Genomic DNA, 13,605 nt, shown 5'->3' on the forward strand with positions numbered 1-13,605 from the left:
CCCGGCCGCGGCGTCGGGCGCGTACGCTTCCGCGCGCCTCGCCCCTCGCACTCTCCCGCGCGTCTCACCAGGTGGACAGGGCAACACACTCTTTACCCGTACACCCGTCTTGTAACCGTCCGGAAACACAAGGGCAGTTCGGGTGTAACAGATCTGCGGGAGGGTGGCTGTACCTGGCCGGAGGGTCAGCGAAAGGGAGAATCAATATGGAAGACGCAATGGCTTACGCCGACGGCGTCGGGGCAGTCGCCTGGCTCCTCGTGTCGGCTTCGCTGGTGCTGCTGATGACGCCTGCTCTGGCGTTCTTCTACGGCGGCATGTCGCGCAGCAAGTCCGTTCTGAACATGATGATGATGAGCTTTGGCGCCATGGGCGTCGGCGTGCTCGCCTGGGTCCTGGTCGGCTACTCGATCTCGGCCGGCGACACCATGAACGACATCATCGGTGACCCCGGCTACGACTTCGGCATGATCGCCACGATGGAGTCCGGTGACGCTGCCGGCATCATCTCGGCAGGATTCGGCGCCACCTTCGCGATCATCACGGTCGCGCTGATCTCGGGTGCGGTCGCCGACCGCATGAAGTTCGGCGCCTGGATGCTCTTCGCCTTCGTGTGGGTCATCCTCGTGTACGCGCCCGTGTCCCACTGGGTGTGGGGAGATGGCTTCGCCGCGCTGCTCGGGCCCGATGGACCGTGGTTCGGCGACCTGCCCGGCCCGTATGACTTCGCCGGCGGTACCGTCGTGCACATCAACGCCGGTGTGGCCGCGCTCGTCCTCGCGCTGCTGCTCGGTGTCCGCAAGGGCTTCGGCAAGGAGCCGTTCAAGCCGCACAACCTGCCGTTCGTCATGCTCGGCGCCGCGCTCCTGTGGTTCGGCTGGTTCGGCTTCAACGCCGGTTCGGCCTTCGCTGCCGACGGTTACGCGGCTATCGCGTGGGTCAACACCACGGTCGCCACCGGTATCGCGATGCTCGGCTGGCTGCTCACCGAGAAGATCCGCGATGGCAAGGCCACGTCGCTCGGCGCCGCTTCCGGTGTCGTCGCCGGTCTGGTCGCCATCACCCCGTCGTGCGCCTCGGTGGACACGTGGGGCGCGATCATCATCGGCTTCCTCGCCGGTGTGTTCTCGGCCCTCGCGGTCGGCCTCAAGTACAAGCTGGGCTACGACGACTCGCTCGACGTCGTCGGCGTCCACCTCGTCTCGGGTCTCTGGGGCACCCTGGCCATCGGCCTGGTCGCCTCCGGCACCATCAACGGCGACGCGGGTCTGTTCTACGGTGGCGGCATCACGCTGCTCGGCGTCCAGGCTCTCGCTGCTCTGGTCGTCATCGTCTACTCGGCTATCGCTACGCTGATCATTGGACTTGCTATCAAGTACACGATCGGCCTGCGCGTCACCGAGGAGGTCGAGGTGTCCGGCATCGACCTCGCCGAGCACGGCGAGTCCGCTTACGAGGAGGCTGTGTAAACCATGAAGCTCGTGACCGCCATCATTCAGCCGCACCGCGTTGACGAGGTCCGTGCAGCCCTGGAGGCTGCCGGCGTCAAGGGTGTGACCGTGTCCGAGGCTGCCGGCTACGGCCGCCAGAAGGGCCACACCGAGGTCTACCGCGGTGCTGAGTACACCGTCGACCTGGTCCCCAAGACCCGTCTTGAGGTCCTCGTCGACGACGCCGACGCCCCGACCGTGACCGAGGCCATCGTCTCGGCCGCGCAGACCGGCAAGATCGGCGACGGCAAGGTCTGGGTCGTCCCGGTGGACGACGTCGCCCGCGTCCGTACGGGCGAGCACGGCGCGGACGCTCTCTAAGGAGACACACCGCACATGCCGAGCCGGAACGGCCAGTTCCGCGAAGGCTCACACGCTGAGGTCCCGCATCCCGATGGGGTGCGGGACCTCAAGCGTCTGAGGCAGGAGCTGGCACACGAGCTGTACCGGGTGGGGGCCCCGGGGAACACGCGCAGGACGCGCCTCACCGAGATTACGGTCTCTGCCCTCCGGCAGCACTGGGACGAGGTGGCGGGAGACCTGGGCGAAGGCGTCACGCTGGGCGCCGTCGGGTCACTGGGGCGCGGCGACACCGGTCCCGCCTCTGACCTCGACCTGGTGCTGATCCACGACGGGCGCACTCTCAAGGCCGATGCCGTGGCGGACCTCGCGCAGCGCCTCTGGTACCCGATCTGGGACGCCGGGCTCGAACTCGACTATTCGTCGCGCTCCCTCACCGAGGTGCGCCAGGTGGCCGCGAAGGACCTGGCCGCCGCGTCGGGCCTGCTCGACCTGAGGCCTATCGCTGGCGACGAGGCGCTCGCCAAGCACGCGCGCGCCACGATCTATCAGGACTGGCGCGCGGCGGCGCGCAAGCGCCTCCCGGAACTGCTCGCGGCGTCGCGCGCCCGGGCGGAGCGCTTCGGCGAGCTCGCGTACCTCATCGAGCCACACCTCAAGGAGTCTCGGGGAGGCCTGCGCGACCTCGTGAGCCTGACAGGACTGTCAGCGACGTGGCTCACCGACCGCCCGCATGGCGCCGTCGACGACGCCGGCGCGTTCCTCATGGATGTGCGCGACCAGATCCAGATGCAGCTGGGACGCCAGCAGAGCGTGCTGGGCCGGCACATCGCCGACGAGGTGGCTGAGGGCCTCGGATTCGGCCACCCCGACGAGCTCCTCGCCGCGCTCGCTGAGGCCGGGCGCACCGTCGCCTACGCGGTCGACACGACCGAGCGCGGCGCGCGGCGCTCGCTCGAACGCTCAGGCGTGGGATCGCGCGCCTTCCTTGCGCGCCGACGAGCGAAGGCGCCGCGGCACATCGTCGTCGCGGAGGGGCTCATCGACGTGGACGGCGAGCTCGCACTCGCGCCGGGGTACGCGGCTGAGGACGATGCGCTGCTGCCGTTGCGCGCGGCCGCCACCGCCGCCTCGACGGGATTGACGTTCACCCCGACGCTGCTCACGACGCTGCAGCGCTGCCCGGACCTGCCGGTCCCGTGGCCGCCTGAGGCGCGTGCGCTGCTCAAGGAGCTCCTGCGCGGCTCCGCCCACCTGGTTCCCGTGTGGGAGGCGATCGACCTCGCGGGCCTCGCGGTGCGCTGGCTCCCCGAATGGGAGGGCGTGCGCAACCGCCCGCAGCGCAGCCCGATCCACCGCTTCACCGTGGACCGCCACATGATCGAGGCGACCGTGCTCGCGGGCCGCCTGCGACGTCACGTGCCGGACCCCGACCTGCTGAGGATCGCGTCGTGGCTGCACGACATCGGCAAGCGAGCGGGCGCGTCCGATCACTCCACGGCTGGCGCGGCGCTCGTGCCGGCGATTGCGGCACGGCTCGGCCTTTCGGAAAGCATGGCTGCCGACATCGAGCGCCTCATCCGTGAACACCTCACGCTCGCCGACCTCGCCACGAGCGCGGACCCGGACGACCCGGCGACGACTGAGCGCCTGCTCGATGCGGTGGACCGTCGCGTCGACCTGCTGGACACGCTCAGGGCTCTTACCGAGGCCGACGCCAAGGCCGCGGGCCCCAAGGCATGGACGGCGTGGCGCGCGCAGCTCGTGGACCAGCTCTACCTGAAGGCGCGCGGTGCGCTCGAGGCAGGGCCTCCGCCCGACCCTGCCTGAGGTCGGTCACGCGAGGCCCCGGTAGGCTGGGACGCCTAGCAATCGTGAAGGGACACCTGTGTTCGCCAACCTCTCCGATCGGCTCGCCGAGACCTTCAAGTCCCTGAGGGGCAAGGGCAGGCTGACCGAGGCCGACATCGACGGCACGATCCGCGAGATCCGTCGAGCCCTCCTGGACGCCGACGTCGCGGTCGCCGTGGTGCGCAGTTTCACCGCGGCCATCCGCGAGCGTGCGCTCGGCGCCGAGGTCTCTGAGGCCCTCAACCCCGCCCAGCAGGTCGTCAAGATCGTCCACGAGGAGCTCATCTCGGTCCTCGGAGGCGAGGCGCGCCCGTTGCGGTACGCCAAGTCTGGGCCGACGGTCATCATGCTCGCGGGTCTCCAGGGCGCCGGTAAGACCACCTTCGCAGGCAAGCTCGCCCTGCACCTCAAGCAGCAGGGCGCGACGCCGCTGCTCGTCGCCGCGGACCTGCAGCGTCCGAACGCGGTCACGCAGCTCAAGGTCGTCGGCGAGCGCGTGAACGTGCCAGTGTTCGCGCCCGAGCCGGGCGTGACGCGCGAGGACGAGCGCGTGCGCGGCAACCCCGTGAAGGTCGCCAAGAAGGGCCTCAAGGAGGCCCAGGACAAGCAGCACTCCGTCGTGATCGTCGACACGGCCGGCCGCCTGGGCGTGGACGCCGAGCTCATGAAGCAGGCGGGCGACATCCGCAAGGCCATCGAACCGGACGAGGTCCTGTTCGTCATCGACGCGATGATCGGTCAGGACGCCGTCGCGACGGCGCAGGCGTTCCAGGACGGCGTCGACTTCACCGGCGTCGTGCTCTCCAAGCTCGACGGTGACGCACGAGGCGGCGCCGCGCTCTCGGTCGCGCAGGTCACCGGCCGCCCGATCATGTTCGCGTCGGTGGGAGAGAAGCCCGAGGACCTCGAGGTCTTCCACCCCGACCGCATGGCGTCTCGCATTCTCGATATGGGCGACATGCTCACGCTCATCGAGCAGGCCGAGCGCGTGTTCGACAAGGCCGAGGCCGAACGCATGTCGACCAAGGTCGAGCGCGGCGAGGACTTCACCTTCAGCGACTTCCTGTCGCAGATGCAGCAGCTCAAGAACATGGGCTCGATGAAGAAGATGCTCGGCATGCTGCCCGGCATGGGTGCGATGCGCGACCAGATCGAGAACCTGGACGAGAACGAGCTCACCCGCACCGAGGCGATCATCCACTCGATGACGCCCTACGAGCGCGACAACCCCAAGGCGCTCAACGGGTCGCGGCGTTCGCGCATCGCGCGCGGCTCCGGCACGTCCGTCGCGCAGGTCAACGCCCTCGTCAAGCGTTTCGAGGACGCGCAGCGCATGATGAAGGCCATGGCCAAGGGCGGTGGCATGCCCGGCATGGGAGGCGCTCCCGGCTCGTTCGGCGGCCTGCCAGGCGGCAAGAAGTCCAAGGGCAAGCAGGCGCCCCAGCGCAAGGTCAAGGGCAAGTCGGGCAACCCCGCCAAGCGCGCGCAGCAGGAGGCCGCGGCCCGTGCCAAGGCAGCAGGCGAGGCAGCCCCCGGGGCGTCCTTCGGCGCTCCTGCGCAGGAGGAGCCCAAGCAGTTCGACCCGAGTTCGATCCCCGACCTCGGCAAGTTCCTGGGCCGCTGACGTGAGCGTCGCGCGACCGGGCGACCACGGCGTCGGGCAGGTGCCGACTCTGCGCCTCGAGGGCCCGGTGATCGTCGGAGACGACGAGGTGCGCGACGGCGCGTGGGTGGTCGGCGGTGCCGTCACGTTCGACGAGCCCGACGCGCCGGTCGACCAGGTGCTCGAGGGTGTCACCGTGCCGGGCCTCGTGGACGTGCACTGCCATGTGGGCCTCGACAGCGGGGGAGCGGTCGAGCCCGAGCTCGCGCTCAAGCAGGCCCTCGTCGATCGCGACGCCGGCACGCTGCTGATCCGCGACGCCGGCTCGCCGACCGACACGCGCTTCCTCGACGGCGTGGTCGAGGCGCCACGCCTCATCCGCGCGGGGCGGTTCATCGCACGGCCCAAGCGCTACCTGCGGTACTACGCGCGCGAGATCGAGGTGGATGACCTGCCGCGCGTCATGGCGGAGGAGGCCCGCAAGGGCGACGGCTGGGTCAAGATCATCGCGGACTGGATCGACCGTGACGCTGGCGACCTCGCGCCGCTGTGGCCCGCCGAGGTGCTCGCTGAGGGCATCGCCGCCGCGCACGACGCGGGCGCGCGCGTCACTGCGCACACGTTCGCGACCGAGAGCATCGATCCACTGCTCGACGGGGGCATCGACTGCCTCGAGCACGGCACCGGCATGACGCCTGCGCACATGGAGCGCGCGGCGGCCGAGGGAATCCCCGTGGTGCCGACGATGCTGCAGATCGACAACTTCGCGGGCTTCGCCGCCCAGGGGCGCGCGCGGTTCCCCGCCTACGCCACGCGCATGGACGCGATGTACGAGCGGCGCGCGACCCACGCGCGCGAGCTGTGGGAGGCGGGCGTGCCGCTGCTGCTCGGCACCGACGCCGGCGGGACCCTCGGTCACGGGCTCCTGCCGCTCGAGGCCGCCGCGCTCGTCGACGCTGGAATCCCGGCCAGCGATGTGGTCGCGATGGCGACGTGGCGTGCGCGCGCGTTCCTCGGCGTCCCCGCGCTCGAGGAGGGTGCCAGCGCCGATCTGGTCGTCTACGCCCGGGATCCCCGCGAGGACATCACCGAGCTCGCACGCCCCCAGCACGTGGTGCTGCGGGGCGCGCGCGTGGCGCCCTGACCTGAGGAACGCCTGAGGATGCCCCAGGGACCCTTGCCCGACGTGCCGCCGCCAGGCGACAGTGGTGCCACGCGCTCGGACGCCTCCGAGTCCCCAAACCCGCGAGAGGCCCCCATGACCTCGTCGACGACCCACGGAACCGCGCCCGCCCGCCCGCGGATCCCCACCGCCGACCGTGCACGACGCGCCGCACGCCGCACCTGGTGGGCCGACGGCCTCGAGGCAGCGATCTGGTTCGCCGCCGCGATCGGCGTCGCGCTCATGCTGCGCGCGGGCGGCCTGCTCGCCAGCGCGCCGATCGACTACGTGTACTCCGCCGGCCGCGCGCTCGGCATCGTGGCCACGGTGCTGATGCTCGCCCAGGTGCTGCTCGTCGCGCGCGCGCCGTTCATCGAACGCTCCGTCGGCCACGACCGCACCACCGCGCTGCACACGAAGCTCGGCAAGTGGGCCATCGTGCTGATGCTCGCGCACGCCGCCGTCATCACGTCCATGTACGGCTACTACGACGGACGCGGGCCCTTCGCGCAGGCTGTCGCGCTGTTCACCCAGTCGTGGTTCCTTGCGACCGCCCAGGTCGCACTGGCGCTCTTCCTCGTGGTGCTCGCGCTGTCGCTCGCGATCGTCAGGCGCCGGTGGCGCTACGAGCGCTGGCACACGGTGCACCTCATCGTCTACGTCGCGGTCGCCGCTGCGGTGCCGCACCAGTTCCTCGAGGGTTCGACGTTCCGGGGGTTCAGCGCGGCCGCGTGGTACTGGCTCTCGCTGTACGTGGTCGCCTTCGGCGCGCTGCTCGCGTTCCGCGTGGTGCGGCCGCTCGCGCGGTTGCGTCGTCACGGGACGCACGTCTCGCACGTGCGTCGCGAACCCGACGGCTCCGCGACGATCACGGTGACCGGGCGCGATCTGGACCGCCTGCGGGCTCAGCCCGGTCAGTTCATGCTGTGGCGCTTCCTCGACGGCACGCGGTGGCGCGAGGCGCACCCCTTCTCGCTGTCGGCCGCGCCCACGGGCGACGCGCTACGGCTCACCGTGAAGCCGTCCGGCGACCACTCGCGCTCGCTCGCTGACGTCGAGGTCGGCACGAGGGTCATGGTCGAGGGTCCGCTCGGAGTGTTCACCGACGCCGCGCGGTGCCGTGGCGGCGTGGTGCTTGTCAGCGCGGGCGTGGGCATCACGCCCATGCGCACACTTCTCGAAGCGCACGACCCGACGGAGCCGTGCGCGGTGATCGTGAGGGCACGCTCGCTCGGCGAGGCGCCGCTGCTCGACGAGATCACTGAGCTCGCGGCACGCGCTCGGGCCGAGCTCACGGTGCTCATCGGCGAGCGCGGGTCCGGTTGGGCGCCGCGCGACAAGGACGTGTCGCTCGCCGAGCTCGTCGGCGATCTCTCCGATCGCGACGTGTTCATCTGTGGGCCGGTGCCGTGGGCCGACCAGGTCGAGCGCGACGCGCTCGCGGGCGGAGTCGAGCCCCGTGCCATCCATCGCGAGAGGTTCGGCTGGTGACTCTCATGGACACGTGGAGGATGGGCGCATGAGAGCGAGCAGGATGGCAGGCGTGGTCGCGAGCTCGGCGGCGATCGTCGCCGCGGGATTCGCGACAGCGGAGAGAAGCCTTGACACGTCGTTCCTCGATTCCTCCGGGGACGGCGGGTCCAGCGAAGACGCGGGCGAGCCTCAGGACGCGGGGTCGGGCACGCCAGACGCGGGCGCGGGCGACACGTTCGACGGACCCGTCGTGACGAACATCAAGGGCGACTTCCAGGCACGCATCGTGGTCGAGGACGGCGTGGTGGTGGATGTCGTCGCGCTTGCGGCAGGAACGAGCGCGGCTGAGTCGCAGCGAATCAATGCCGAGGCGATCCCCGCGCTCTCCGCGCGGGTGCTGGACGCCCAGAGCGCGGACGTCGACGCCTATTCGGGAGCGTCCTACAGCTCTCCTGGGTTCCTCGAGTCCGTGGCAGGCGCGTTCGAGGCAGCGGGCCTGTGACCGCGTGACCGAGGCGGTCGCGCGCGAGGCACGCGCCATGGCGATGGCCTTTCGCGTCAGTGCGCGCGGCGTCGGAGGTCCCGCGCTGGGCACCGCGATGCTCGACTTCGAACGCTCTCTGCGCCACGACGAGGCGATGCTCTCGCTGTGGGACGCCCGCAGCCCGCTGAGCATGCTCGCGCGCGGCGAGCTGGACACCGCCGACGCGCCCGCGGAGGTGCGCGAGGTGCTCGCGCTGTGCGAGTTCTGGGTCGAACGCACCGCCGGCGCGTTCTCGCCGCGGCTCACGGCGCTGGCCGCGCGGGGCCTGCCGGTGACGTACCCGGAAGGCGCGCCGGACCCCACTGGCCTGGTGAAGACGTGGGCGGTCGCGCGGGCGCTGACGTCTCTCGAAAGCGTCGGGGCCACGGGCTGGCTCGTCGATGCCGCCGGCGATGTGTGCGTCGGAGGCGACGGCGCGTGGCGCGTGGGAATCGCTGACCCGTCCCTCACAGGCGACCCGACCGGCTCTGCCCCGATCACCGTGGTCGAGCTGGGCGGTGACGGGCCTCGTGCGCTTGCGACGTCGGGCGGCGCTCAGGTGCGGGATCACATTTGGGACCCCGAGACCGGCGAGGTGGCGCGGCACTACCTGCAGGTGAGCGTGCTGGGCGACGATCTCGTCGCATGCGATGCGTGGGCCACGGCGATCGCCGGAGGCGGACCCCGCGCGCTGACGCGTGCCCACGCGGACGGCTTCGAGGTGCTCGCCGTCACCGGCCGACGCTCGGGCGGGGGCTTCGACGCGGTCGTCACGCCCGGTTGGCCGGATGCCCGACCTGCGTGAGCGCACCCGGCTCCCGGGATACTCCGGAGGGGCTCTCAGCGTGCTCTGAGACTTGCGCGGAACAGTGGGGAGTGCCATCGAGAGATGACGCACTCGCCGCACCCGGGAAGGACCCCGCATGACGCTCACCGCGCCCGCTCCGCCCGCGAGTCACCCTGACCGCGAGGCTCCTGCCGCGATCGATGCTCCTCCCCGCGTGAGCGCGCCCGTGGTCCCCCCGGGCGCGGCCCGGCGTCGCGCCCGGGGCGCCGACGCGCTCCAGGCGGCCGTATGGCTCGCCGCCCTCACCGGCATCGCCTTCATGATCGCCTCCGGCGCGTTCCTCGACGGGGGAGTGTGGGGATGGTTGAGGATGATCAGCCGTGCTCTGGGCATCGTCGCTGCGGTGATGATGCTCGCGCAGCTGCTGCTCGCCTCTCGCGCGCCGTGGATCGACCGTGTGATCGGCCATGACAAGGCCATCACGCTCCACACCGAGTACGGCGTCACGTCGGTGGTGGTGATGCTCCTGCACATCGGTGCCGTGACGGTGGCCGACGCGCACGTCGCTGGTGACAACCCCGCTTCGCAACTGCTGGCGTACTGGAGCTATGACTGGTTCCTCGCCTGGGCGCTCGTCTCGCTCGCGGCGACCGCGATCGTGCTGGTGACCTCGTTCGCCTCGGCCCGTGCGCGCCTCCCGTATCACCGATGGCACGCGATCCACCTGCTCAGCTACGTGTCGATCGCGCTCGCGGTTCCTCACCAGTTCCTCCAGGGCGAGACGTTCCGGGGCATGGGCGCCGCGTGGTGGTTCTGGTTCGCGCTGTGGGTTGGGTCGGGCTCGGCGTTCCTGTTCTGGCGCGTCGTGAAGCCGGTCGTCGTCAACCGTCGCCATCGACTCACCGTCAGCGCCCTGCGGCGCGAGAGCGACGGCTCCATCACCGTGACGCTCGCGGGACGCGCCGTGCGCTCGCTCGGAGCGCAGTCGGGCCAGTTCATCGGCATCGCCTTCGGCCGGCTCGCATTCGCGCGCGAGATGCACCCGTACTCGCTCTCCGCCGCGCCCGGGGACACGCTGCGCGTCACCGTCAAGCCGCTCGGTGACGCCTCGGCGAGGATCGCCTCGCTGAAGGTCGGCACGGCGGCGTGGATCGAAGGGCCGCTGGGGATCTTCACGCACGGCTCGCGGTCCGGGCGCGACCTCGTGCTCATCGGCGCAGGGATCGGGGTGTCGCCCTTGCGCTCGCTGCTCGAGGACGCTCCCGAGGGCGGTCGCATCTCCGTCGTGCTGCGGGGCCGCTCCCGCGACGAGGTACCGCTGCTCGACGAGATCGAGTCGCTCGCGCGGAAGCGGCGCGCGTCCTATGCACTGCTCGCCGGAGGTCGTGGCCGCACGTGGGGAACGGCCGATCGCGAGGTCACCCTCGTAGGCGCGATCGCCCGCCCGCACGACACCGACGTGTTCATCTGCGGTCCGCACGAGTGGGGCCGCGTGGTCCAGGCCGACGCGCTCGCAGCCGGCGTCCCCAAGGAAGCCATCCACCGAGAGGAGTTCGCCTGGTAAGGGCGGGAACACCATGAAGACCTCACGCGCATTCATCGTCGGCGGCACCGCCGCGGCCATCCTCACCACGGGATGGGCCGTCTCGCCGAAGGCCACCGAGGCGGCCCTGAGCGCCTCGGCCTCCACCTCATCCGCGACCTCATCCTCCGGCTCAGCGACCGGCGCCGCCGGCACGGCAGGCGACTCCGGGTCGAGCGGCTCGAGCGGCACGTCCACGGAGGACTCCACGGACACGAGCACGGAGGAGCCCTCGACGGAGGCGAGCGCGACCTCCGACGCGACGGCCGGCACGAGCGGCACCTTCACGGGCGAGTCCGTCCGCACCCGGTATGGGTCGTTCTCGGTCCAGATCACCACGGTCGACGGTGTGGTCACCGACGTCGCCATGGTCGAGTCAGGTGACAGCGACCACGAGTCCCGCCAGATCAACGCGTACGCGCTGCCCACGCTGATGCAGGAAGTGCTCGACACCCAAAGCTCGGACGTGAGTTACATCTCCGGCGCGAGCTACACCTCCGACGGCTTCGCGCAGTCCGTCGCGGACGCCTTCGCGCAAGCGGGGCTGTCATGATCCTCACAGCGCGGGCGATGGCCATGGAGTTCACGCTCGACGTGGAGCTCGCCACAGGCGACCCCGACGATGCCCTGCTCGCGCGCACGATGGCGCACGTGGAGCACGACCTGAGGTGGATCGACGAGGTCTTCTCGACTTTCAAGGCGGGCTCCCATGTCTCGCGCCTCAACCGCGGTGAGATCTCTCCTGACGATGCTCCGCCCGCCGTCGCGCAGGTACTGGAGCTGTGCGAGAAGTACCGGGAAGAGACCGGCGGCGCGTTCGACGCGGTCGCTCCCGACGGCACCCTCGACCCCACGGGAATCGTCAAGACGTGGGCGATCGACCGCGTGCGCTGGCGTCTCGACGCGCTGCCGGCGCGCGGGTGGCTGTGGGGCTGCGGCGGCGACGCGATGGTCTCGGGGCTCGGGCCCGACGCGGGGCCCTGGCGGGTAGGCATCGCTCACCCCGAGGATCGCTCTCGCCACGTCGGCGCCGTCGAGCTCGGCAGGGGACGCACCGCGATCGCCACCTCGGGCACGACCATCCACGCGCAGCACATCTGGGATCCCGCCGCGGGCGACTCAGCGTCCTCGACGCGCTACGTGCAGGCGACCGTCATCGGCACTGACCTGATCGAGTGCGACGCGTGGGCGACGGCGATCGTCGCTCGCGGCGAGTCCGCCGCGCTCGCGGCCCAGGAGCGGGGACTCGACGTGCTCGCGCTGCGCGTGGAGGGGGGCCGCGTGGTCGCCGAGCGCTCGCCCGGGTGGGCCTGGGCAGCCTGACCCGGCCGTCGCGTCGGGCGGGCACGTGCGCGGGCCGCGCTGGACCGTACGGCCGACGCTCCCAGGGTCGCGAACGACGTGCCCGATCTGGCATACTTGGTCGCTGGCATGCGTGGCCCTCTACCCGCGCACGCTATTCGTCTTGCCAGGCGTCCTGCGATTTCCCCGCAGGGTCACCGCCCGGCTCACACCGAATACAAGGAGCACACAGCCATGGCTGTCAAGATTCGCCTCAAGCGCTTCGGCAAGAAGCGCGCCCCGTTCTACCGCGTCGTCGTGATGGACTCGCGCACCAAGCGCGATGGCCGCGCGATCGAGGAGATCGGCAAGTACCACCCCACCGAGGAGCCCTCGGTCATCGAGATCGACTCCGAGCGTGCCCAGTACTGGCTCTCCGTCGGCGCGCAGCCGAGCGAGCAGGTCGAGGCCCTGCTCAAGCTGACCGGCGACTGGGGAACCTTCAAGGGCGAGAAGGGTGCCAAGAGCACCGTCAAGGTCGCCGAGGGCAAGGCCTCGGCCGAGGACGCCATCAAGGCCCACGCCGACGCCGCGGAGAAGGCCAAGGCCGCCGCCGCCGCGAAGAAGGCCGAGGAGGCCGTCGCCGACGAGTCGTCCGAGGTCCCCGGTGACGAGGACGCCGACGACAAGATCGAGATCGCCGAGGGCGACCCGAGCGACGCCGACGACAAGGTCGAGGGCACCCTCGACGAGGAGAACTAGTCAGCATGGTCCTCGACGCACTGGAGTTCCTGGTTCGCAGCATCGTCCGCAACCCGGATGACGTGCGCGTCACTGAGCGCACCGGGCGTCGCGGCACCACGCTGAACGTGGTCGTCCACCCGGACGACCTGCCTCGCGTGATCGGCCGTCGCGGTCGCACCGCGCAGGCGATCCGCACCGTCGTCGACGCGATCTCGCGTGACGACGTGCGAGTGAACATCGTCGACGTCGCCTGATGTCGGCACTCGAGAGGGCCCCGTGGCGCGCTGAGCGCCCGGGGCCCTTTCGTCTCATCTCCGCCGGCGCGGTCCTCGCGCTGGTCCTCGTGCTCGCCGGCGTGGCCTTCGAGATCGCGCTGAGCTCAGAGCCCGCCGCATTCCCTGTGCTGGGGATCGCGCTCACCCTGCTCGCGCTGTGGCGCCTGTGGGACCTCTTCAAGATCGTGGGCCTGGTGCCGATCGCCATCGTCGACCTCTCCGAGGGCCACGCGCAGCTGCGCACCCCCGTGCTCGGCACAACCTTCACGCGTGTCCCGCAGCCGCTCTCCGCGCCGCTGCACCTGGACGTGCGCAGCCGCCGCGGCATCTTCGGCGGCACCCACACGTATCGCCTCAACTCCGAGGGTCCCGGCGTTGCGCTCGTGTCCTCGGTCCCCGTGTCGGCTGACTCGCTCGCGGCATTCGGTGCCGCGGTCGAGCGCGCCGGCGGCTCCCTCACCACTGGCGAGGTCGAGGTCGACCGCTTCGGCCGCCCCAAGGGCGAAGGCGGCGCCGCATAGCGCGATCCGCCAT

14 protein-coding genes are annotated in these 13,605 nt (G+C 70.9%); all 14 read left to right on the plus strand.

Annotated elements, in window-relative coordinates:
* Positions 1 to 206 precede the first annotated feature (206 nt).
* The 14 genes from B7K21_RS11340 (at position 207) to B7K21_RS11400 (ending at position 13,592) form a co-directional block, all read left to right on the plus strand.
* Positions 207 to 1,469, plus strand: coding sequence for an ammonium transporter (locus B7K21_RS11340; RefSeq protein WP_234989295.1), 1,263 nt, complete (start codon positions 207 to 209; stop codon positions 1,467 to 1,469).
* Positions 1,470 to 1,472: 3 nt separating this feature from the next.
* Positions 1,473 to 1,811 carry a P-II family nitrogen regulator gene (locus B7K21_RS11345; protein ID WP_084075641.1) on the plus strand — a complete coding sequence of 113 codons (339 nt, stop codon included), beginning with the start codon at positions 1,473 to 1,475 and terminating at the stop codon, positions 1,809 to 1,811.
* A 15-nt stretch (positions 1,812 to 1,826) separates the two neighbouring features.
* On the plus strand, positions 1,827 to 3,620 hold the full coding sequence (locus B7K21_RS11350) for an HD domain-containing protein (protein ID WP_084075643.1): 1,794 nt from the start codon (positions 1,827 to 1,829) through the stop codon (positions 3,618 to 3,620).
* A gap of 58 nt (positions 3,621 to 3,678) precedes the next feature.
* Positions 3,679 to 5,265, plus strand: a complete 1,587-nt coding sequence (gene ffh, locus B7K21_RS11355) for a signal recognition particle protein (RefSeq protein ID WP_084075645.1) — start codon at positions 3,679 to 3,681, stop codon at positions 5,263 to 5,265.
* 1 nt (position 5,266) lies between these two features.
* On the plus strand, positions 5,267 to 6,388 hold the full coding sequence (locus B7K21_RS11360) for an amidohydrolase family protein (protein WP_234989296.1): 1,122 nt from the start codon (positions 5,267 to 5,269) through the stop codon (positions 6,386 to 6,388).
* 114 nt (positions 6,389 to 6,502) lie between these two features.
* Entirely contained in the window at positions 6,503 to 7,897 is a 1,395-nt protein-coding gene (locus B7K21_RS11365; RefSeq protein ID WP_159448521.1) for a ferric reductase-like transmembrane domain-containing protein, read from the plus strand.
* A gap of 28 nt (positions 7,898 to 7,925) precedes the next feature.
* Complete coding sequence (locus B7K21_RS12690) at positions 7,926 to 8,381, plus strand: FMN-binding protein (RefSeq protein WP_159448522.1); 456 nt, start codon at positions 7,926 to 7,928, stop codon at positions 8,379 to 8,381.
* A gap of 4 nt (positions 8,382 to 8,385) precedes the next feature.
* A complete protein-coding gene (locus B7K21_RS11370) occupies positions 8,386 to 9,207 on the plus strand; it encodes an FAD:protein FMN transferase (protein ID WP_159448523.1) in 822 nt (273 codons plus the stop codon).
* A gap of 118 nt (positions 9,208 to 9,325) precedes the next feature.
* A complete protein-coding gene (locus tag B7K21_RS11375) occupies positions 9,326 to 10,753 on the plus strand; it encodes a ferric reductase-like transmembrane domain-containing protein (RefSeq protein WP_084075651.1) in 1,428 nt (475 codons plus the stop codon).
* Between the two features lie 13 nt (positions 10,754 to 10,766).
* Positions 10,767 to 11,324 carry an FMN-binding protein gene (locus tag B7K21_RS11380; RefSeq protein ID WP_084075653.1) on the plus strand — a complete coding sequence of 186 codons (558 nt, stop codon included), beginning with the start codon at positions 10,767 to 10,769 and terminating at the stop codon, positions 11,322 to 11,324.
* On the plus strand, positions 11,321 to 12,094 hold the full coding sequence (locus tag B7K21_RS11385; protein ID WP_084075655.1) for an FAD:protein FMN transferase: 774 nt from the start codon (positions 11,321 to 11,323) through the stop codon (positions 12,092 to 12,094). Before B7K21_RS11380 ends, B7K21_RS11385 begins: the two co-directional genes overlap by 4 nt.
* Before the next feature lie 213 nt (positions 12,095 to 12,307).
* Entirely contained in the window at positions 12,308 to 12,814 is a 507-nt protein-coding gene (rpsP, locus tag B7K21_RS11390; protein ID WP_084075657.1) for a 30S ribosomal protein S16, read from the plus strand.
* Positions 12,815 to 12,819: 5 nt separating this feature from the next.
* Positions 12,820 to 13,050, plus strand: a complete 231-nt coding sequence (locus B7K21_RS11395) for a KH domain-containing protein (protein ID WP_084075659.1) — start codon at positions 12,820 to 12,822, stop codon at positions 13,048 to 13,050.
* Positions 13,050 to 13,592: a hypothetical protein gene (locus B7K21_RS11400; protein ID WP_084075661.1), complete on the plus strand. Its 543-nt coding sequence runs from the start codon at positions 13,050 to 13,052 to the stop codon at positions 13,590 to 13,592. Before B7K21_RS11395 ends, B7K21_RS11400 begins: the two co-directional genes overlap by 1 nt.
* Positions 13,593 to 13,605 lie beyond the last annotated feature (13 nt).

The organism is Demequina sp. NBRC 110052 (assembly GCF_002090075.1).
Classification (GTDB): Bacteria; Actinomycetota; Actinomycetes; order Actinomycetales; family Demequinaceae; genus Demequina.

Coding starts and splice junctions, on each gene's coding strand:
- B7K21_RS12690 (WP_159448522.1), top strand. CDS start 7,926: ATGAGAGCGAGCAGGATGGCAGGCGTGGTCGCGAGCTCGGCGGCGATC.
- B7K21_RS11345 (WP_084075641.1), top strand. CDS start 1,473: ATGAAGCTCGTGACCGCCATCATTCAGCCGCACCGCGTTGACGAGGTC.
- B7K21_RS11375 (WP_084075651.1), top strand. CDS start 9,326: ATGACGCTCACCGCGCCCGCTCCGCCCGCGAGTCACCCTGACCGCGAG.
- B7K21_RS11350 (WP_084075643.1), top strand. CDS start 1,827: ATGCCGAGCCGGAACGGCCAGTTCCGCGAAGGCTCACACGCTGAGGTC.
- B7K21_RS11380 (WP_084075653.1), top strand. CDS start 10,767: ATGAAGACCTCACGCGCATTCATCGTCGGCGGCACCGCCGCGGCCATC.
- B7K21_RS11400 (WP_084075661.1), top strand. CDS start 13,050: ATGTCGGCACTCGAGAGGGCCCCGTGGCGCGCTGAGCGCCCGGGGCCC.
- B7K21_RS11395 (WP_084075659.1), top strand. CDS start 12,820: ATGGTCCTCGACGCACTGGAGTTCCTGGTTCGCAGCATCGTCCGCAAC.
- B7K21_RS11365 (WP_159448521.1), top strand. CDS start 6,503: ATGACCTCGTCGACGACCCACGGAACCGCGCCCGCCCGCCCGCGGATC.
- rpsP (WP_084075657.1), top strand. CDS start 12,308: ATGGCTGTCAAGATTCGCCTCAAGCGCTTCGGCAAGAAGCGCGCCCCG.
- B7K21_RS11340 (WP_234989295.1), top strand. CDS start 207: ATGGAAGACGCAATGGCTTACGCCGACGGCGTCGGGGCAGTCGCCTGG.
- B7K21_RS11385 (WP_084075655.1), top strand. CDS start 11,321: ATGATCCTCACAGCGCGGGCGATGGCCATGGAGTTCACGCTCGACGTG.